This is a genomic window from Streptomyces sp. NPDC052052 (assembly GCF_040680455.1).
Taxonomy (GTDB): domain Bacteria; phylum Actinomycetota; class Actinomycetes; order Streptomycetales; family Streptomycetaceae; genus Streptomyces.
Genome location: NZ_JBFAWU010000003.1, coordinates 203,482 through 224,009, shown reverse-complemented (window position 1 = coordinate 224,009; position 20,528 = coordinate 203,482). Strand labels below are relative to the sequence as shown.

Below are 20,528 nucleotides of genomic sequence, written 5' to 3'. Positions count from 1 at the left end.
CCCACATGACCATCAGTACGCTCCTCGTCGCCAACCGGGGCGAGATCGCCTGCCGGATCTTCCGCACCTGCCGCGCCCTGGGCATCGCGACCGTCGCGGTGTACTCGGACGCGGACGCCGGTGCCCTGCACGTCCGGGAGGCCGACACCGCCGTACGGCTCCCGGGCGACGCGCCCGCCGACACCTATCTGCGCGGGGACCTGATCGTTGCCGCCGCGCTCGCGGCCGGTGCCGACGCCGTGCACCCCGGGTACGGCTTCCTCTCCGAGAACGCCGGGTTCGCGCAGGCGGTCCAGGACGCCGGGCTCGTGTGGGTGGGGCCGCCGGTCAAGGCCATCGAGCTGATGGCCTCCAAGACCCGCGCCAAGGAACTCATGGCCGCCGCCGACGTGCCGCTCCTGGCGCCCGTCGACCCGGCGACCGCCACCACCGAGGATCTGCCGCTGCTGCTCAAGGCGGCGGCGGGCGGCGGCGGGCGCGGGATGCGGATCGTCCGGGACCTCGGCGACCTGCCCGGTGAGCTGACCGCCGCCCGCGCCGAGGCCAGGTCGGCGTTCGGCGACGACGAGGTGTTCGCCGAGCCGTACGTCGAGCGGGGCCGGCACGTCGAGGTCCAGGTGATGGCCGACGACCGGGGGACGGTCTGGGCGCTGGGCACCCGTGACTGCTCGCTCCAGCGCCGCCACCAGAAGGTCATCGAGGAGGCCCCCGCCCCCGGCCTGGACGACGCACTGCGGACCCGGCTGCACGACGCCGCGGTCGCTGCCGCGCAGGCGGTGGGCTACCGGGGCGCGGGCACCGTCGAGTTCCTGGTGTCCGCCGAGGGACGCCCGTACTTCCTGGAGATGAACACCCGCCTCCAGGTCGAACACCCCGTCACCGAGGCGGTGTTCGGGCTCGACCTGGTCGCCCTGCAACTGCGCGTCGCCGAAGGTGAACCGCTGCCCGCCGACGGACCGCCCGCCCCGCACGGGCACGCCGTCGAGGCCCGGCTGTACGCCGAGGACCCGGCCCGGGACTGGCAGCCGCAGACCGGAGCACTGCTCGCGTTCGACGTACCGGACGAGCCCGGCCTCCGCCTCGACACCGGGTACACCGGGGGTGACACCGTCGGCGTGCACTACGACCCGATGCTCGCCAAGGCCATCGCCCACGCCCCGACCCGCGCCGAAGCCGTACGCCTGCTCACGCGCGCCCTCGAACGCGCCCGGATCCACGGCCCGGTCACCAACCGGGAGCTGCTCGTACGGTCCCTGCGCCACCCGGACTTCACCGCCGCCCGCCTGGACACCGGCTTCTACGACCGCCACCTGGCCGCCCTCACCGAAGCGGGCCGGACCGCCGACGAGCCCGCCCGCCGTCTCGCCGCCACCGCCGCGGCCCTGGCCCAGGCCGTCAACCGGCCCGCCACGGGACCGGCCCGCTTCGGCGCCTGGCGCAACGTCCCCTCCGCCCCGCAGACCCGGAGCTACCGCGCCGAACCCGACGGCACCCCGTACGAGATCGCCTACCGCACCCTGCGCGGCGCGCTCCTCCCGGAGACCGGCGAACGCGTCGTCAGCGCCCGGCCGGACCGGGTCACCCTCGAAACCGGCGGCCTCACCCGGCACTTCGCCCTCGCGGTGCACGGCGAGAAGGTGTACGTCGACACGGCCACCGGCTCGTACGCCTTCACCGCCCTGCCCCGCTTCACCGACCCCGCCGAACGCACCGAACCCGGCTCCCTGCTCGCCCCCATGCCCGGCACCGTCGTGCGCCTCGCGGACGGCCTCGCGCCCGGGGCCGCGGTCGAGGCCGGGCAGCCGCTGATCTGGCTGGAGGCGATGAAAATGGAGCACCGCATCCTCGCCCCCGCCTCCGGCACCCTCACCGCACTCCACGCCGCCCCCGGCCTCCAGGTGGAGGTCGGCGCCCTGCTGGCCGTCGTCACCGAGCCGGACAACACCGAACCGGGACAGGCCGAACCGGACAACACCGAGCCGGGACAGAGTGAGCCAGGACAGGCCGAGCCGGCGACCACCGCATCGGAGGAGAACGCATGAGCACCGTCCTCGAAACCGAAGAGCACCGCGCCCTGCGCGCCGCCGTCGCCGCGCTGGGCAAGCGGTACGGCCGGAACTACAGCAGCGAACTCGCCCGCAAGGGCGAGCACCCGCGCGAACTGTGGGCCGAGGCGGGCAAGCTCGGCTACCTCGGTGTCAACCTCCCCGAGGAATACGGCGGCGGGGGCAGTGGCATGGCTGAACTCTCCATCGTCCTGGAGGAGTTGGGTGCCGCCGGAAGTCCGCTGCTGATGCTGGTCGTCTCCCCGGCGATCTGCGGCACCGTCATCGCCCGCTTCGGCACCGAGGAGCAGAAACGCGCCTGGCTCCCCGGCCTCTCCGACGGCACCCTGTCCATGTCCTTCGGTATCACCGAGCCCGACGCCGGATCCAACTCGCACCGCATCACCACCACCGCCCGCCGCGACGGCGACGACTGGATCCTCAACGGGCGCAAGGTCTTCATCTCCGGCGTCGACATCTCCGACGCCACCCTGATCGTCGGCCGCACCGAGGACGCCCGTTCCGGCAACCTGAAGCCCTGCCTCTTCATCGTCCCCCGCGACACCCCGGGCTTCTCCCGCACCCCCATCGACATGGAACTCTTCGCGGCCGAGAAGCAGTTCGAGCTGGTCCTGGACGACGTACGGCTGCCCGCCGACGCGCTCGTCGGCGAGGAGGACGCCGGGCTGCTCCAGCTCTTCGCCGGGCTCAACCCCGAACGCATCATGGGCGCCGCCTTCGCGATCGGCATGGGCCGCTACGCCGTCGAACGCGCCGTCGCCTACGCCAAGGAACGCACCGTCTGGAAGGGCGCCCCGATCGGTTCCCACCAGGCCATCGCCCACCCCCTGGCCCAGGTGCACATCGAGCTGGAACTGGCCCGGCTGATGATGCAGAAGGCCGCCCGGCTCTACGACAGCGGTGACGACATCGGCGCGGGCGAGGCCGCGAACATGGCCAAGTACGCCGCCGCCGAGGCCTGTGTCCGGGCCGTCGACCAGGCCGTGCACACCCTCGGCGGCAACGGCCTCACCCGCGAGTACGGCCTTGCGTCCCTGGTCACGGCCGCACGCGTCTCCCGGATCGCACCCGTCAGCCGCGAAATGATCCTGAACTACGTCTCCCACCAGACCCTCGGACTGCCCAAGTCGTACTGAACACGCCCCACCGCAGGCACCACCGTCCGGGGCCCTCCCCGGGCCCCGCCCCGGAGGCGGGAGCGCACCCCCCTGTCCGCACCCCGCGCCGAAGGGAACCGCCATGGTGTTCCACAGCGAGTACGCAGACGTCCCGGCCCTGGACCTACCCATCCACGACGCCGTCCTGGGCCATGCCACCGAACAGTTCGGCGACACCGTCGCCCTGGTCGACGGCACCAACGGCATGAGCGTCACCTACGCCCAGCTCGACACCTTCCACCGGCGGATCGCCGCCCACCTCGCCGAGGCCGGCCTGCGCAAGGGCGACGTCCTCGCCCTGCACAGCCCCAACACGATCGCCTACCCCGCCGTCTTCTACGGGGCCACCCGGGCCGGCGCCGCCGTCACCACCGTCCACCCGCTGGCCACCGCCGAGGAGTTCGCCAAACAGCTGACCGACTCCGGCGCCCGCTGGATCGTCACCGTCTCCCTCTTCCTGGACGTCGCCCGGCAGGCCGCCGAACGCGCCGGCGGCATCGAGCAGATCTTCGTCTGCGACCAGGCCGAAGGACACATCTCCGTCCTCGACATGCTCGGCTCCACCGCCCCCGAACCGGCGAGGGTCATCGACCCGGCCGAGGACCTCGCCGCCCTGCCGTACTCCTCCGGCACCACCGGCGCACCCAAGGGCGTCATGCTCACCCACCGCTCCATCGGCACCAACCTGGAGCAGCTGCGCCCCTTCATCCCGCTGAAGCCCGGCGACAGCATCCTCGCCGTCCTGCCGTTCTTCCACATCTACGGGCTGACCGCCCTGATGAACGTCCCGCTGCGCTGCGGGGCCACCGTCGTGGTGCTGCCCCGCTTCGACCTCGACCAGTTCCTCGGCGCCATCCAGGAGCACCGCATCAGCGGGCTGTACGTCGCCCCGCCCATCGTCCTGGCCCTCGCCAAACACCCGGCCGTCGACGACTACGACCTGTCGTCGCTGGAGTACATCGTCAGCGCCGCCGCCCCGCTGGACGCCGAACTCGCCGCCGCCTGCTCCACCCGCCTGGGCATCCCGCCCATACGCCAGGCGTACGGCATGACGGAACTCTCGCCCGGTACCCACGTCGTGCCCCTGGAGGTGGAGAACCCTCCGGCCGCCGCCGTCGGGAAGCTGCTGCCCGGCACCGAGATGCGGATCGTCTCGCTGGACGACCCCACGACCGACCTCGGCACCGGCGCCGAGGGCGAGATCCTCATCCGCGGCCCCCAGGTGATGAAGGGCTACCTCGGCCGCCCCGAGGCCACCACCGCCATGATCGACGCCGACGGCTGGCTGCACACCGGCGACGTCGGCCGGGTCGACGAGGAGGGCTGGCTGTTCGTCGTGGACCGGGTGAAGGAACTCATCAAGTACAAGGGCTACCAAGTCGCCCCCGCCGACCTGGAGGCCCTGCTGCTCACCCACCCGGACATCGCCGACGCCGCCGTCATCGGGGTGTACGACACCGAGCGCAACGAGGTCCCCAAGGCCTACGTCGTCCGCCAGCCGTCCGCGGGAGACCTGACCGCCGACGACGTCATGGCATACGTCGCCGAACGCGTCGCCCCGTACAAGAAGGTCCGGCAGGTCGCCTTCATCGAGGCCGTACCGCGCGCGGTCTCCGGGAAGATCCTGCGCCGTGAACTGCGCGACCGGGAGAAGCAGTCATGACCCTCGCCCCCGCCGCCCACGAGCGCGGCATCACCACCCTCACCCTCGACTCCCCGGCCAACCGCAACGCCCTGAGCGCCGGGCTCGTCGGCGCACTCACCGAGGCCCTCGACGCCTGCGCCGCCGACGACGGCGTACGCGCCGTGGTCCTCGCCCACACCGGTACGACGTTCTGCGCCGGAGCCGACCTCACCGCACCGCCCGACCCGCACGCCTTCGTGGCCCTGATGCGTCACATCGTGGCCCTGCCCAAGCCCGTCGTCGCCCGGGTCACCGGCCATGTCCGGGCCGGCGGGCTCGGCCTGCTCGCGGCCTGTGACATCTCCGTCGCGGGCCCCGGCGCCTCGTTCGCCCTCACCGAATCGCGGCTGGGCCTGGCCCCCGCCGTCATCTCGATGCCGCTGCTGCCCCGCGTCGACCCCCGTGCCGCCGCCCGCTACTACCTCACCGGCGAACGCTTCGACGCGACGGAGGCCGCCCGCACCGGGTTCGTCACCCTGGCCGCCGAGGACGTGGACAAGGCGCTGGTGCCCGTGCTGGACGGGCTGCGCCGGGCCTCCCCGCAGGGGCTGGCCGCATCGAAGGAGCTGGTCACGGCTAGTGTGCTGCGGAGCTTCGACCAGCACTCGGAAGACCTCATCGCCCGCTCGGCGGCCCTGTTCGCCTCCGACGACGCACGGGAGGGGATGACGGCCTTCCTCGAACGACGGGACCCCGCATGGCTGCTGTGACACCCCCCAAGCAGGACCGCAGCCGTGCCACCCGGCAGAAACTCCTCGAAGCGGCGGTCGCCTGCCTGGCCGAACACGGCTGGGCGGGCTCCACCGTCGCCGTCGTCGCCGAACGCGCCGGAGTCTCGCGCGGCGCCGCCCAGCACCACTTCCCCACCCGCGAGGACCTGTTCACCGGCGCCGTCGAGTATGTCGCCGAGGAACGCTCCGCCGCGCTGCGCGCCCTGCCCGTCCAGGGCCGGGCCGAGGTCGTCGTCGCGCTCGTCGACCTCTACACCGGCCCCCTCTTCCGCGCCGCGCTCCAGCTCTGGGTCGCCGCCTCCAACGAGGAGCAACTCCGCCCCCGCGTCACCGAACTGGAAGCCCGCGTCGGCCGTGAGACCCATCGCATCGCCGTCGCACTCCTCGGCGCCGACGAGACGAAGCCCGGCGTACGCGAAACCGTCCAGGGCCTCCTCGACATGGCCCGCGGCCTGGGCCTCGCCAACCTCCTGACCGACGACACCGCCCGCCGCCGCAGGGTCGTGGCCCAGTGGGCGGCGCTGCTGGACGAGGCCCTGGGCTGAGCCCGGGGCCGGCGCACCGGCCCCGGACCTTGTGCCGCTACGCCGGGCCGCCGATGGTGAGGGCGAGCTGCCACATGCCGGTGGAGGGGTTCACCTCCGGCTCCTTGCCCTCCGGGGCCAGTCCTCTCGCGCGGCGGACGGCTTCGCGCCAGGTGTCCTTGTAGAGGCGGAAGTCGAGGCCGGTCTTGCTGTATCCGCCCGGCGTGTGTCGGTCCAGGTGCGGCACGAGATGGGCATACGACGGGGCGTGACTGCGGTGGTCGGTGAAGTGCAGCAACAGCCACAGCTCAAAGCATGGATTGGACAGCGCCACAGCAACGCCATGGCGGCCCGCTTCAGCCATGGCCTGGTCGATGTCCGTGAATTCGTCGACATCGAAGACGCACCACGCCTGGTCGTACTCGTCGGCCGTCGAATTGAGTAACTTCACTGTGTACGAGACGACTTGAGAAGGCGCTTTGGGGCGCTCGATGACCTTGACCGAAACCGCCGGATTTCTCGCAGAGCTCTTGAGCCCCTGCACATAGTCCCGTTCGGTCACCTCGGTGCCGCACACGACCAGTAATCGCTGCCGGGCGTCACGACGCCCGGTTCGCCTGTCGAGGTGGGACTCAAAAGAGGGACGATTCCGGCCGCTCGGCTTCGGTGTCCTCGCCATCCTGCTCCCCCCGGCCCGCCAGAGCTCTGGCGAAACTGTCGTCGATGAAGGGCACGCCGCCGTAGCTGCCGCCCAGGTAACGGCGCTCGTGGTTCTCCCCGATGCGTGGCTTGAACTCCGACAGGGCGAACAACTCCGTCTCCCCGTACTGGTTCTTCTCCACGAACCACACCTGGTCCCGCTTGAGGATGTCCTCCCCGCCCATGCGACCCAGCAGGCTGGCATCGTGGGTGGTGAAGACCAGTTGCGCTCCGTGCGGGTTGGTGGCCGGGTCCTGGAAGAGGCCGATGAGCTGTGCGGTGAGCAACGGGTGGAGACTGGAGTCGATCTCGTCCACGACGAAGGTGCCGCCCTGCCGCAGGACCGACATGAACCGTGGAGCCTGTTCCAGAAGCGCCCGGGTGCCGGCGGACTGCTCGTGCACGTCCATCCGCACCACGCCGGTACGACCGCGATGCCCGAGCCATGGACGTACCTGTTCCTGCGGGCCGTCTTCTTCCAGCTGGGCGAGCAGACGCTGCGGAACGCGTCTGCCGTACCGCTGTCGCAGTGCGTCCTCGTCCAGGAGCACGCGCTCCGTGCCGCACTCCTCGATGCCCAGGTCGGCCGCGCGCAAGAGGGCCATGAGCTCGGGATGACGTTCCGGTGTCTCCAGCATCCGGCCCACCTCGGGGCCGACGAAGCGTCCACGTCCCTGCCGACCGAACCTCAGGTCGGTCAGGAACCAGTCATAGACCGGGCGGAAGTCCATCTGCCTGGAACGTGCCGCCATGGTCAGGAACAGCACATTGGGTTCGGTGATGTTCTCGACGAGTTCAAGTTCGCGTTTGGCCTGTGAGTCACCGGGCCGTACGTCGCCGTCGGGGCGCTCGAAGATCTTGCGCTTCTTGCCATGCGGATAGCTGTAGAGCCACTCGTCGAGGACTTTCTCGTCGTCGACGCTGAAACCGTAGGTGTAGCGGACACCACGGAGCAGCAGGTCCACCACGTACCACGAGGGCTCATCGGCTGAGGCGTTGTCCAGACGGAAGGGACTGCGAGTGATGCCGTCGCCGGGCTCCGCGTCGCGATGCGAGTTCACCACCATCCGGGCCATGTACTCCAGCGCGCCGACGAGGTTCGACTTGCCGGCTGCATTGGCGCCGAATAAGCCCGCCACGGGCACGGCCTGCCAGTCCGTGCCAGGGGGCCGGTCCGAGTCATAGGCGGGGTGAAGCTGGAGTTCCTGCTCCTCCCGGATCGAGCGATGGTTCGACACCCTGAAGTTCAACAGCATGTGCACCCTCCCCCCGCCGATTTACCGGACCTGCGTGCAAGTGAATCGCGCGGACTGGTGGATGGCAACCGCTCACGGGGAATACCGCACGACCGAGGTAATAGGCCCACCTGATGAGATCCCCACGCCCGCCTTCCGTGCGTTTGGCACGCCCGCCCCGGGCCTCACGGCACGGGGCGGGCCGGGCGGTCTCAGGTCGCCAGGTCCGTGATCTGCTCGTACCCCTCGATCTCCCGCGGACTGCGCGCCCCGGGCCCGACGTACCGTGCCGAAGGCCGCACCAGCCGGCCCGTGCGCTTCTGCTCCAGGATGTGCGCCGACCAGCCCGCTGTCCGCGCGCAGGTGAACATCGAGGTGAACATGTGCGCCGGAACCTCCGCGAAGTCCAGCATGATCGCCGCCCAGAACTCCACGTTCGTCGCCAGCACCCGGTCCGGGCGCCGCGCGTGCAACTCCTCCAGCGCGGCCCGCTCCAGCGCCTGCGCCACCTCGAAGCGCGGTGCGCCCAACTCCTCGGCCGTACGCCGCAGCACACGCGCCCGGGGGTCCTCCGCCCGGTAGACCCGGTGCCCGAAGCCCATTAGCCGTTCGCCCTTGTCCAGGGCCTTCCGCACATACGCGGTGGCGTCGCCGGTCCGCTCGATCTCCTCGATCATGCCGAGGACCCGGGACGGCGCACCGCCGTGCAGCGGTCCGGACATCGCACCCACCGCACCCGACAGCGCCGCGGCCACGTCGGCCCCGGTCGACGCGATGACCCGGGCGGTGAACGTGGACGCGTTCATGCCGTGCTCGGCGGCCGACGTCCAGTAGGCGTCGACGGCCTTCACATGCTTGGGGTCCGGCTCACCGCGCCAACGGATCATGAACCGTTCGACCACGGACTGCGCCTTGTCGATCTCGCTCTGCGGAACCATCGGCAGCCCCTGTCCGCGCGCCGACTGGGCGACGTACGACAGCGCCATCACGGCGGCCCGCGCCAGATCGTTGCGCGCGGTCTCCTCGTCGATGTCGAGCAGCGGCTTCAGGCCCCAGACCGGGGCGAGCATGGCCAGCGCCGACTGCACATCCACCCGGATGTCCCCCGAGTGCACCGGGATCGGGAACGGTTCGGCGGGCGGCAGGCCGGGATTGAACGCCCCGTCGACCAGCAGACCCCAGACGTTTCCGAACGACACGTGGCCGACGAGATCCTCGATGTCGACCCCGCGGTAACGGAGTGAACCGCCTTCCTTGTCCGGTTCGGCGATCTCCGTCTCGAAGGCGATGACTCCCTCTAGTCCCGGTACGAAGTCGGACATGGCGGCTCCCTCGGTGGACGGCTGTACCCAAGCGACAGTGGCCTATCCACGATATTGGCGGGCTCTCACGATGCGGGGAAGCGTGACATCCGGCACAGCGCCCCGATCGGACGGAGTCGGATCGATGCCCTCCTCACCTGGCGCACTCGGCCTCTGCGGCAGGATGAACCCGTGCCCACCGCAGACTCCCCCTCCGATTCCATCACCGATCCGGCCGCGATGCGCGAGCAGTACCGTTCCGAGGCCTTCACCGAGGACACGCTGGCCGCCGACCCGATGCAGCAGTTCGCCCACTGGTTCCGGCAGGTCGCCGTCGGAGGGCTGCTCCATGAGCCCAACGCCATGGTGGTGTCCACCGCCACCCCGGAGGGCCGGCCGTCCTCGCGCACGGTGCTGCTGAAGAAGTACGACGCCCGCGGCTTCGTCTTCTTCACCAACTACGAATCCCGCAAGGGCCGGGAGCTGACCGCCAACCCGCACGTCTCGCTGCTCTTCCCCTGGCACCCCATGGCCCGCCAGGTCATCGTCACCGGAACGGCGGCCCGTGTCGGCCGCGACGAGACGGTCGCCTACTTCCGCACCCGTCCGCACGGTTCCCAGCTGGGCGCATGGGCGAGCGCCCAGTCGACGGTGATCGGCTCCCGGCAGGAGCTGATCGCGCGCTACGAGGAGCTGGCGGCCCGCTACCCCGAGGGCGAACACGTCCCCGCGCCGCCGCACTGGGGCGGTTTCCGTGTCGTGCCCGAGACGATCGAGTTCTGGCAGGGTCACGCGAACCGGCTGCACGACCGGCTGAGGTATGTCCGCGAGGGCGAGGGCTGGCGCGTCGAGCGCCTGTGCCCGTGAAGGAGCCCGGGCAACCCGGACAAGCGGAAACCCGCAGGCTCTGGTCCCTCCTTGCGGAGGAGCCGGCCGGACTTACCGGCGAGCCTGCGGGTCGGTGACTGCTTGGATTTCGGCAGACAGCCTGCCGAGGTGCACGGTGTGCGACGACGGGTGTCAGCCCGCAGCCACCTCACGAATCCGATAAGACTTCACTTCTCGGATCACCTCCTTTCATCGCTGACAGCAGCCTAGGAACCTCTCGGGGACCGCACAAGGGAATTAATGGGCGGGCCTATTTCCACGAAGTCGGTGTGCACCGGGTCACGTTCGAGTTCAATGGTCTGACGTGCGGTAATGCCGGATACGTCCTGCGGGGGTACGGGGATGAACGCGTCCACAAGCAGTGGAACGGCCGGCGCGCTCGGGCCCGGTGAGGGGCCGGGGCCCGGGCCCGGGGTCCCCCTGCTCGCGGCATTGCTCGACGGGATGGACGCGGCGTTCTGCGCGTTCGACACGGACGGCATGGTCACCCACTGGAACCGTGAGGCCGAGCGGCTTCTCGGCTGGTCCGCCGAGGAGGCCGTGGGCCGGCCCGGACTGGCCGGGTGGGCGGTGCGGCCGGCGGACGCGGCGGAGGTGCAGGAGCGGCTGATGGCCGCCATGGACGGTACCGGTCGCCAAGTCCACGAGTTCGCGCTGCTGCGCAAGGACGGTGGCCGGGTGCTCGTACGGACGCAGGCGGCGGGGGTTCGGGGTGCGGACGGGAAGCCCGCCGGGGTGTACTGCGCGTTCGGCGAGGTGCACGCGCAGATCGATCTGGAGCGGTCGATCGCGCTGAGTGAGGCACTCCTCGAGGACGCGGCGTGGGGCGTGGTGCTGGTCGACGCCGATCTGCGGCCGACGGTGGTCAACGCGTATGCCGCACGGGCGCTGGGTGGCGGCCGTACGACGCTGCTGGGGCGCCCGCTGGGCGAACTCGTCGCCCAGGGCGTCGAGGACCTGGAGGGCGCGTTGGAGCACGTGCTCGCCGAGGGCGCACCACCGGAGCCCGCAGAGCTGTGGGTGACTCTGCGGACGGCGGGGGAGAAGGACCGGCGGCGCTGCTGGTACAGCGGCTTTCTGCGGCTGGCGTCGCCGCTGGCCGAGGAACCGGTTCCGCTGGGGGTCGCCTGGCTGTTCCGGGACGTGACGGCGGAGCGCCTCGCGGCGCAGGAGGCGGACCGGGTGCGGTTCCGCGCGAACCAGTTGCACCGGGCCTCGCGGTCGGCCTCCGAGTGCGAGGACCCGATGGAGGCGGCGATGGCGCATCTGGACTACGCCCTCGCGGGCTTCGCCGACCATGCGCTGGTCGACCTGGTGGCGGGGGAGCGGCTGGTGCGGGTGGCGGCGACCCCGTCCGGTGAGCCGGGCCCGTGCCTGAGGGTGGCCGGCGGCGGCATCCCGTTGCGGTACGCGGCGGGGCACCCGGCGCTTCAGGCGGTGGACCGCACGGGTTCGGTGCGCTCCAGCGCCCCGGACCCGGGGCCCGGGGCCGCGGAGTGGGCCGCCGAACGGCAGTGGCCGGACGACTCGGTGCACGCCCTGTGCACGGTGCTCCGGAGCAGGGGGCGCACGCTGGGCGTGGTGACGTTTCTGCGCTCCGCCCACCGCACGGCCTTCGGACGCGCCGACGCGGTGTACGCGGAGAGCGTGGCGGTCCGGGTCGCCGCCGCGGTGGACCTGGCCCGGGCGCTGGCGCCGACGTCCGGGTGACGAGGCGGGTCCGGGCGGGTCCGCGCAGGTGTGGGCAGGTTTGGGCAGGTCCGTCCGGCATCGCTTCGGGGACGGCGGCCGGACCGCGGGTCAGCTGCCGTGGCGGTAGAAGATCCGGTCCCGGTACTCGGTCATGACACGTCCGTTCCACTCGTGACCGCCGTCGACGTTCCCCGACCGCAGCATCGGCGGCTCGATCCCCCGCTGCACGAGCTGTTCCACGGCGGCGGCCATCATCGCCTGCATCACCGCACTGGTGACCACCGTCGACGCGGGCGCGAACGGTGCCTCGACCCCGTCGGCGGTCAGCTCCGCGTCCCCGATGGCTATCTTGCTGTCGAGCACGATGTCGCAGTGGTCCCGCAGAAAGCCGCCCGAGCGGTGCCGGGAACGGGTGCCGTCCGTATAGGCCACCGAGGTGACACCGATGACCTTCAGCCCGAGCGCCCGCGCGTTCACCGCCATCTCGATGGGCAGTGCGTTGCGCCCGGAGAGCGAGATGATCACGAGGACGTCGCCCGCCCTGGCCGGGCTGGAGTCGAGCACCGCGCCCGCCAGTCCTTCGACCCGCTCCAGTGCCGAGCCGAGCGTCGCCGGCATGACATCGACCCCGACCGTCCCCGGTACGGCCAGCAGGTTCATCAGGGCGAGTCCGCCCGCGCGGTAGACGACGTCCTGCGCGGCGAGCGAGGAGTGCCCGGCACCGAAGGCGAAGAGCCTGCCGCCGGCGGCGACGGTGTCGGCGATCGCGGCCCCTGCGGCGGCGATGTGTGCGGACTCCTCGTCACGTACCCGCTTCAGCAGCCCGATCGCCGCATCGAAGAACTGACCGGCCAGCTCGCTGTCGCTCATCGCCAAGGGCCCTTTCCGGCGGGGTGAGGTGTCCGCGCCGCCGATCACGGTGCGGTCCGGACCGGTGGCCTGTCAATACCGCCCGTGCCGCCCCGCCGCACGGTGTTCGGCCGCCGGGGCACGGTTGTCGGTGGTATGCGTCAGAATTGCACCAGGGCCAGCGCACGACGTTTTTCATGTCACAGCATCGAGGGGCACGAATGTCCGGACTGATCGACACCACGGAGATGTATCTCCGCACCATCCTCGAACTCGAAGAGGAAGGCGTGGTCCCCATGCGCGCCCGGATTGCGGAGCGGTTGGACCAGAGCGGTCCGACGGTCAGCCAGACCGTGGCGCGCATGGAGCGCGACGGCCTGGTGCAGGTGGCGGGCGACCGCCATTTGGAGCTGACCAGCGAGGGGCGCCGCCTCGCGACGCGCGTCATGCGCAAGCACCGGCTCGCCGAGTGCCTGCTGGTCGACGTGATCGGCCTGGAGTGGGAGCAGGTCCATGCCGAGGCGTGCCGCTGGGAGCACGTGATGAGCGAGGCCGTGGAGAAGCGGGTGCTGGAGCTGTTGCGCCACCCCACGGAGTCCCCGTACGGGAACCCGATCCCGGGCCTGGAGGAGCTGGGGGAGAAGGCCGAGGCCGACCCGTTCCTCGACGAGAACATGGTGAGCCTGTCGGAGCTCGAACCGGGCTCCGAGGGCAAGACCGTGGTGGTGCGCCGCATCGGTGAGCCGATCCAGACGGACGCCCAGCTGATGTACACGCTGCGGCGGGCGGGCGTGCAGCCCGGCTCCGTGGTCAGCGTGACCCAGTCGCCCGGCGGGGTGCTGGTCGGCAGCAGCGGAGAGGCGGCCGAGCTCGACGTCGAGATCGCCTCGCACGTGTTCGTGGCCAAGCGCTGACCCGCATCGCCGGGAGGCACTGCTGACGGGCGCCGTCGGCCGTGCGACGGACGGGGGACACCGGCAGACCGGCCGCTGCCGCGCGTCGTCCGCTCGCTGTTCTCCGTACGGAAGTGCGGCGCCTTTCCGTACGGAAGTGCGGCGCCCGGACGGATCGCGTGCCAGGCTGTGGCCCGGACACCTGGGAGTGCCGGCCATGTGGCCGCGCGGTCAGGGAGGGAGCAGAAGGATGCGCCCGTCGTACGCGCATGCCCGGCAGCCCCGGCACGTTTGCCACGAGGCTGCTGTCACGGTCCCGGCCGTCCGCGGACCGCGTGGCGCCCTGCGTGAGACCGCCGCCCCTGTCTCCGCGGGCGTCGCCTCTGCCCGAGTCGCCTCCGCCCGCGTTCCGGAGCCGGCCGTGCCCCGGGCAGCAGAGGACCCCGGCGCCTCACGGCGCCGGGGCCTGTCCTCCCCTGCTTCGACCCGGAGCCCCGAGCTCTCAAGGTCGATCCCCACGGGCCCTCATCCCCGAGTGGCCCGCCTCCTGCAGAAGATCTCCCCTCCTCGGCCGCCGTCAATCCTGGGAGCCGGTCACTCGAACGAGGGGTGTTGGGCGGCAGAAGCTCATTTTCGAATAAAGGTTCGATAGTGTGCCGTGACGCGGCCACACGGCCATACGGCCGGAGGGCGACACGGCGACCGAGCGGTGATTCAGTGCTGATCCAGCGGTGATCCAGTGGTGATCCAGCGGTGATCGAGGACCCGAAGGGGGTGCCAGACCACATGGTGCGGCGCATCGATGTGACCGGGACCGACGGCGTACGCCTTACGGCCTGGGAGTTCTCCGACCCGCCCACAAAGCGCAGGGGAGGCCCGAGCACCCCCGGGGTCTTATTGCTCCACGGACTGATGGGGCGGGCCTCGCACTGGGGCCCTGCCACCCGCTGGATCGCCCAGCGGTTCCGGGCCGTCGGCCTCGATCAGCGCGGTCACGGCCACAGCGAGAAGCCCGCCGAAGGCCCGTACACCCGCGAGGCGTACGTCGCCGATGCCGAGGCGGCGATCGAACAGCTCGACCTCGCCCCCGTCACCCTGGTCGGGCACGCGATGGGAGCGCTCACCGCCTGGCAGCTCGCCGCGAAGCGCCCCGATCTCGTCCGTGCACTGGTCGTCTGCGAGATGCGGGCCTCCGCGCTTGGCGCGGCCTCGCAGCGGGAGTGGGAGGACTGGTTCACCTCCTGGCCGGTGCCGTTCGCGACCCTCGCCGACGCGCGGAAGTGGTTCGGCGAGGACGACCCCTGGGTGGAGCGGCCCGACCCGGCCCGCGGCGAGTTCTTCGCCGAGGTGATGGCCGAGCGGGCCGACGGCTGGCACCCGGTCTTCTCCCGCAGCAAGATGCTCCGGTCCCGCGCGGCCTGGGTGTTCGACGCGCACTGGGAGGAACTGGCGCAGGTCCGGTGCCCGACCCTGGTGCTCCGCGGTATCGACGGCGAGCTGGGCCGGGCCGAGGCCCAGGAGATGGTCCGCGTACTGCCGCTCGGGCAGTACGCGGAGGTGGCCGACGTCGGTCATCTGGTCCACTACGACCGGCCGGAGAGCTGGCGCGCGGTGGTCGAACCCTTCTTGAAGGAGTTCGCCGATGGGCCCCGGGGCTACCGCGAGCGTGTCTAGTGCCGCAGCACCAGCCGGCGCCGACAACTCCGTCCCCCGCGCCAACACAGACACGAGCTCACCGGACCGCCCGCATGGTGCCGTCGGACTGCTATGTGCTGCCGAAGGGATCGAGTCGGCGGGGCTGCGGGACAGGGCGTTTCAGCAGCAGGCATGCACCGGCCGACCGCACCCTTGAGCTCGGCACCGTGCCCAAGAAGCCATCCGATTCCGCCCTGCCCGTGCGCGGCAACGTGATTCGTACCTTGGGTGATGGCCCCTCGAGGTGGCTGCTCTTTTGGAGTCGGTGGCGAAGCAGGACGGGGCCGGTGCCCACGGTGATGACCGGCTGGGGCGCCCCTCTGCCGCCGATGCCCTAGTGGGTGGATGCCGTCGAGCTGAACCGCGTTCCCGTACACATGGGTGAGACAGTCGCACGATGCGGTGTCCAGGTTGGACTCCATGGACACCGGCACGGAACACTGAGGCACAGGGCCTCCTGACGCTCGAATGGACTTCAACACCCAAGAGCTGTGCAGGAGGCCCTGCCTTCATGCTGGCCACAGGCCGATCACCGACCGGGACCAAGTTCGATCCGCGACCGAACCTCTCGTACGGCAACGGCTTCTTACCACGGGATGCCCAGCGCGGCATCTTCGGGCCGTTCAGGGGCGGGCCGCTTCACCAGCGGCCTTTCCTTCACACGACGTTGCTCGACACCTCGAAGAGTGAAGAACGGCCGCCCTGCTGTCCCGGGGACGAACCAAGATCAGTGGGGCAGGTGAACAGTCGAGGTCGAACACCAGGCCTATCACCTGACGGGAACGCCGCGACGGCTCACGGGACGGTGGTCAGAACAGCGACGACAGGCCGCTGGTGATCGAGGAGACAAGCTCCTTGCCCTCCTCCGCGACCTGCTTCACCACGGGCGCCACTCTCTTGGCGACCGGTGTGATCCACCTGGACTGGCCGTAGGTGACCAGGCCCAGCACGGTGCCGCTCGCGGCCCACAGGAACTTGCTGCTGGTGAAGCCGTATTCGATGCCGGTGAACAGGGTGCTCAGAGCGCCGGCTCCCATCGCGATGCCGCCGAAGATCGCCGCGGCTGGTACGCCGACGGCCGCGAATGGTGGAAAGACGAGGCTGGCGAGCCCGAGGCCGGCGGAGATGAACCCCGCTCCGATACTGACGTAGTTGAAGGCGTCGGCCCACCAACCAGCGTCCGAGTACCACTCGTCGTTGTCGCCGCCGCTGCCGTTATGGTTGACGTCGTCGTTGGCGTCGTTGTCAGCCGGGTTGCTGCCGTTGTTCCGGTCTTCCTGTGCCTTCTCGGCGGCCTCACGGGCGGCCTCGCGGACCTCCTCCTGGCGCTTCTGGGCGGCGATTGCGCGCGCCTGGTTCGCCGCGGCGGCCGCCGCGGCCGCGTCCCGGCCCGCTTCGAGTTCGGACTGGCGCGCGCTGGCTGCGGATGCCTGGGCGCTGTAGGAGGAGGCCAGGGCCGAACGAGCCGCATCGATCGCCTTGTTTGCGGAGTAGTTCGCAGAGCGGGAGGCGCTGCGCGCCGTCGTCGCGGCGGCCGAGGCCTTGTTCGCCGAGGCCTGGGCGTCCGCGACCGACTTGTCCGCCGCGTCGGCGTTCTGCCGGGCCTGGTCGGAGTACTGGCCGGCCTTCACCCCCGCCGCCACGGCCGTGTCGGCCCAGGCCTCCGCCTCTTCGGCGGCGTCGCGGGCGGTCGCCGCCACCTGCGACGCCAGTGCCGCGGTCTGCTGCGCCGCGTAGGCGGTCTTGGCCGCTGCGGCGATCGCCCCCTGGATCGCGGCGACATGGGTGGCGGAGTCGTGGTCGAGCTGGGCCGCCGAGTACTGCACGACCTGGACGAAGTTCCGGCGCATCCACGTCGGCCCCTCCAAGGCAACGTCCCCGTAGGCCTTGGTGTAGTCGCCTCCGTTCGCCACCAAGGTCGCGGTCTCGACCGCGTCGTCCTCCCGTGCGGCCTCCGGGTAGGTCCGGTCGAAGAAGTCCTGCAACGCCTCCGGGGTGTTCTTGTCCAGTGCGTCGTTGGCCGCCTCGGTGACGGCCTTGCCAGGATTTTGGCCGAGGATGCGGCCGATCTGCACGCGGTTGTCATCCTGCGAGGCGCGGATCACCCCGGACGTGAGGAAGTCGCCCACCGCCGTGGAGCTGCTGCTCGCCAGAGCCGCGTGCGCCGCCGAGGCGATGGCCGGGTTGGATATCTGCGCTATGTAGAGGACCGTCTCCCGGTTGTCCTGGTTCTGGGCGAGGGACCGGTCGAGGTCGATCCAGGAGAGAACGTCGTCGGTGGTGCCGGACAGCGCGAACTGGGCGGCCTCCCGCGTCCAGGCTCCCTTGGCGTGGAGCAGCGCGATGGCGGCCTTGCGGCCCAGGGTGGCGGCGAGCGACAGGTCGCCGTCCGTGAACAGGGCCTTTTCGGCCGCGCTGATCAGGTCTTTGGTCGCCTGATCCGTCTGCGTCTCCTGGGCCCGCTTGTTCGCGTACTCGGCCTGCTCCTCCGCCTCGATCTCGGACAGCAGCCGGGCCTCGTCTATTCCCTGCAGTCGCTCCTGCTCCAGGCGCGCCAACTCCGCGTCCCGGGCCGCCTTGGCGACCGCCATGGCGTCCGTCACGGCCTTGGTGGCGGTGTCGGCCGCCTTCACGGCCTCGGCGGCGTGGGCGGTGGACTTGTTCGCGAAGTCGATGGCCTTGCCTGCGTTCGCCACGGCATCGTCGACAGCGTCGGCCGCCTTCTCGGCATGGGCGGCGGCGGAGTTGGCGGCATCCCGCGCGAGGCTCGCGGCCGAGGCCGCGGTGTTGGCGAGCGCCTGAGCGGTGGAGGCGGCGTTGGTGGCGCGGTTGGCGGCGGCGCTGGCTATGTCGGCCTGGCGCCTGGCCTCGGCGGCCTGCGACTGGGCGACTCCGGACGCGGCTGCGGCCTGTGCGGCGGCGGCAGCGGCGGCCGCGGAGTTACGGGCCGCGGAGGCGGCCGAGGCACTGGCGGTGACCGACTGCGCGCAGGCGGCCCGCGCGTAGTCGGCGGCCCTCGCCGCGGTACGGGCCTTGGCGGCGGAGTTGCGCGCCGCGACCGCCGCGTCCTTGGCCGCCTGGGTCTTGCTGGCGTCCTTGGAGGCGGCGATGGCCGCGTTGTAGGCACGGGAGGCGGCGCCTCCGGCGACGGACGCGGCCTGGGACGCGGCGGCAGCCGCCCAGGAGGCGCGGCGGGAGGCGTTTACGGCCGCGTTGGAGGCATTGATGGCGATGCGGGCGGCGTTCGCCGCGCCCGTGGCCGCGCTGGCCGCCTTGCGGGCCGCCGCAGCGGACTTCTGTACGTCCTCCTTGGCGGCCGCGGCCTCGGCCGCTGCCTTCTCCGCTGCCTTCTTAGCCTCCGCTGCGGCGGTCTGGGCACGCTCGGACGCCTCGACGGCCAGGTCGGTCTCGGCCTGGGCGCGCTTGCCCTCCCGGTCGACGACCGCGACGAGTTCCTCGATGGTCGCCGACTCCTGGTCGCGGGCGCGCGCGATGTGCTGGCCGGTGTCGAGGAACCACTGGATGTCGGTAGCAGAGCCGTTCAGGGCGCGGTTCGCGTACTTCTGCACTTCGAGACCGGCATTGACCAGCATGGCGGCGACCTGGACCTGGGAGTCCTCCAGTCGGGCGCTGTACTGACCATCCGTCAGGAAGGCTTCCAGTGCCGCCTGCGTGCCCGTGTCCAGCGCGGCGGACGCCTCGCGCTGGACCGCCTTTCCACCGGTGGCCGACAGGATGGCAGTCGCCACTTGGAGGTCTTCCAGGAGGGCCGACTTGTAACCGTCCGCGAGGAAGGCGGCGATGGCGCTGTCGCCGTTGTCGAGAGCGGCAACGGCCTCGCGGCGCAGGCCCTTGCCGGAGCGGGCGAGGTAGCTGGCGATCGCGACGCGGTTGTCCTCCGACGTCACCGTCGGCAGCGTCTGAGCGAGAAAAGCGCTGATGTCGGTGTCGGTGCCGGAAAGGGCGTAGGCCGCTGCCGCCTTGGTGGCCTTTCCGCCCGTCATCCAGGCCCTGACCACCTTGGCACGGTCGGTGTTCGGCAGTGTAAGTGGATCAGTCGTGGTCGCTGCCGCGTCGGCCGCGCGGACTACGGGCGCCCACGTCAAGGGTGTGGCGGCGGCGGCCGCCACAGCGGCGAGCGAGCCGAGGACTCGTCTCCGGCTCCAGAAGATCATCTGCATATGTTTTTGTCCCCCTGGTTTCTGTGTGGCCCGGTGAGGCGTATGCGTTGCCTGCCTAATGGCGCGACCATATCAATGCATTCCCTTTTGGCGATCAAATTGGCAACGTGGATCAAAATCCGCACCGAAACTCGCACTCCAGGTGTTCTTTGCCTTTTCTTTGCCGCGGCTCGCACAACCCTCCCGGGGGTGTGACGGGCGTCACAGCGGACCTCCAACTGTCGCCCGTTTTACGGGGGTTGTAGGAGTGGACAAACCTGAGAGAGCGGGGTGGTATCTAGGCGGGGGAAAGCGATTCGGAAGCACTCGCGGCTTTGTCATTTTCCTTCGCGTTTGCCTTGAAATGCGTCACTGACATCGATTCGGAAGCAACGAGTTTAGGAAAGTGATGAAGTCGCGTACCAGATTTGCGGCACAGCCGCAGCGCAAGAGATTCCTGGCCCGCACCCTGGGCACGGCGGCGGTCGGTACCCTGGCGTGGTCCGCACTGGCGGTGGGCGTCCCCGGTGGATCCCACGCCGAGGCTGGCACCGCCACGACCGTTGCGGACAGTGCCCCCGGCTACGTCGTCGAGAACTTCGACTACCCGCAGGCGGACGAGATCCTCGCTGAGAAGAACATCTTGCTCAAGCGGGGCGACGGCCACATCATGCTCGCTGACTGCGCGACTGGCACCGGCCAGTTGGAGGTCCAGGCGCGGGACAAGAGCAAGGTCTGCTTCGACGTCAAGGGCAACTCCGGCTGGCTGACCCTGGAGCTGCCGTCGGTCTACCTCATCCGCGGAAACGACTACACGACCCAGGCGGACATGACGGTCGGCACCGAGCAGCAGTCGTACGACATCACCAAGAACGCCTGGACCTCGGTGGGCGAGAGCTCGGACGAACAGGCCCGTGAGTGGACGCTCCTGGAGCTTCGGACCTCCAAGTAGCG

Annotated in this window: 15 protein-coding genes; 10 read left to right on the top strand and 5 right to left on the bottom strand. The window is 70.7% G+C overall.

The genetic code is table 11. The features are described from left to right. Positions 1-5 precede the first annotated feature (5 nt). From AB0L71_RS04955 to AB0L71_RS04935, 5 genes are all read left to right on the top strand, one after another. The gene (locus AB0L71_RS04955; protein ID WP_365237912.1) at positions 6-2,042 is read left to right on the top strand and encodes a biotin carboxylase N-terminal domain-containing protein; all 2,037 of its coding nucleotides are present in this window, start codon (positions 6-8) and stop codon (positions 2,040-2,042) included. Beyond that, entirely contained in the window at positions 2,039-3,202 is a 1,164-nt protein-coding gene (locus tag AB0L71_RS04950; RefSeq protein ID WP_365237910.1) for an acyl-CoA dehydrogenase family protein, read from the top strand. Before AB0L71_RS04955 ends, AB0L71_RS04950 begins: the two co-directional genes overlap by 4 nt. A gap of 103 nt (positions 3,203-3,305) precedes the next feature. After that, positions 3,306-4,886, top strand: a complete 1,581-nt coding sequence (locus AB0L71_RS04945) for a 4-coumarate--CoA ligase family protein (protein WP_365237907.1) — start codon at positions 3,306-3,308, stop codon at positions 4,884-4,886. Next, positions 4,883-5,617, top strand: a complete 735-nt coding sequence (locus AB0L71_RS04940; RefSeq protein ID WP_365237905.1) for an enoyl-CoA hydratase family protein — start codon at positions 4,883-4,885, stop codon at positions 5,615-5,617. The genes AB0L71_RS04945 and AB0L71_RS04940 overlap by 4 nt, the downstream gene beginning before the upstream one ends. Continuing rightward, complete coding sequence (locus AB0L71_RS04935) at positions 5,605-6,183, top strand: TetR/AcrR family transcriptional regulator (RefSeq protein ID WP_365237902.1); 579 nt, start codon at positions 5,605-5,607, stop codon at positions 6,181-6,183. The genes AB0L71_RS04940 and AB0L71_RS04935 overlap by 13 nt, the downstream gene beginning before the upstream one ends. A gap of 37 nt (positions 6,184-6,220) precedes the next feature. On the opposite strand, the gene AB0L71_RS04930 is transcribed toward AB0L71_RS04935, so the two are convergent. From AB0L71_RS04930 to AB0L71_RS04920, 3 genes are all read right to left on the bottom strand, one after another. After that, complete coding sequence (locus AB0L71_RS04930; protein ID WP_365237900.1) at positions 6,221-6,739, bottom strand: RloB family protein; 519 nt, start codon at positions 6,737-6,739, stop codon at positions 6,221-6,223. A 55-nt stretch (positions 6,740-6,794) separates the two neighbouring features. Further along, complete coding sequence (locus AB0L71_RS04925; RefSeq protein WP_365237899.1) at positions 6,795-8,117, bottom strand: ATP-binding protein; 1,323 nt, start codon at positions 8,115-8,117, stop codon at positions 6,795-6,797. Positions 8,118-8,308: 191 nt separating this feature from the next. Beyond that, positions 8,309-9,418, bottom strand: coding sequence for a citrate synthase 2 (locus AB0L71_RS04920; RefSeq protein WP_365237897.1), 1,110 nt, complete (start codon positions 9,416-9,418; stop codon positions 8,309-8,311). A 219-nt stretch (positions 9,419-9,637) separates the two neighbouring features. Between AB0L71_RS04920 and pdxH the strand changes: the two genes are divergently transcribed. Continuing rightward, positions 9,638-10,264 (top strand): pyridoxamine 5'-phosphate oxidase, encoded by a 627-nt coding sequence (gene pdxH, locus AB0L71_RS04915; RefSeq protein WP_365238367.1) that lies wholly within the window; start codon positions 9,638-9,640, stop codon positions 10,262-10,264. 363 nt (positions 10,265-10,627) lie between these two features. Beyond that, positions 10,628-11,995: a PAS domain-containing protein gene (locus AB0L71_RS04910; RefSeq protein ID WP_365237894.1), complete on the top strand. Its 1,368-nt coding sequence runs from the start codon at positions 10,628-10,630 to the stop codon at positions 11,993-11,995. A gap of 90 nt (positions 11,996-12,085) precedes the next feature. Here the strand turns inward: AB0L71_RS04910 and AB0L71_RS04905 are convergent, their stop codons facing one another. Then, positions 12,086-12,847: an SIS domain-containing protein gene (locus tag AB0L71_RS04905; RefSeq protein WP_365237892.1), complete on the bottom strand. Its 762-nt coding sequence runs from the start codon at positions 12,845-12,847 to the stop codon at positions 12,086-12,088. 200 nt (positions 12,848-13,047) lie between these two features. Here AB0L71_RS04905 and AB0L71_RS04900 point away from each other — a divergent pair, with 200 nt between their 5' ends. Next, on the top strand, positions 13,048-13,740 hold the full coding sequence (locus AB0L71_RS04900) for a metal-dependent transcriptional regulator (protein ID WP_365237889.1): 693 nt from the start codon (positions 13,048-13,050) through the stop codon (positions 13,738-13,740). Positions 13,741-14,505: 765 nt separating this feature from the next. Next, on the top strand, positions 14,506-15,393 hold the full coding sequence (locus AB0L71_RS04895; protein WP_365238365.1) for an alpha/beta hydrolase: 888 nt from the start codon (positions 14,506-14,508) through the stop codon (positions 15,391-15,393). A gap of 830 nt (positions 15,394-16,223) precedes the next feature. Here the strand turns inward: AB0L71_RS04895 and AB0L71_RS04890 are convergent. Next, a complete protein-coding gene (locus tag AB0L71_RS04890; protein ID WP_365238363.1) occupies positions 16,224-19,589 on the bottom strand; it encodes an ALF repeat-containing protein in 3,366 nt (1,121 codons plus the stop codon). A gap of 394 nt (positions 19,590-19,983) precedes the next feature. Between AB0L71_RS04890 and AB0L71_RS04885 the strand changes: the two genes are divergently transcribed. Continuing rightward, positions 19,984-20,526 carry a hypothetical protein gene (locus AB0L71_RS04885; protein ID WP_365237887.1) on the top strand — a complete coding sequence of 181 codons (543 nt, stop codon included), beginning with the start codon at positions 19,984-19,986 and terminating at the stop codon, positions 20,524-20,526. Positions 20,527-20,528 lie beyond the last annotated feature (2 nt).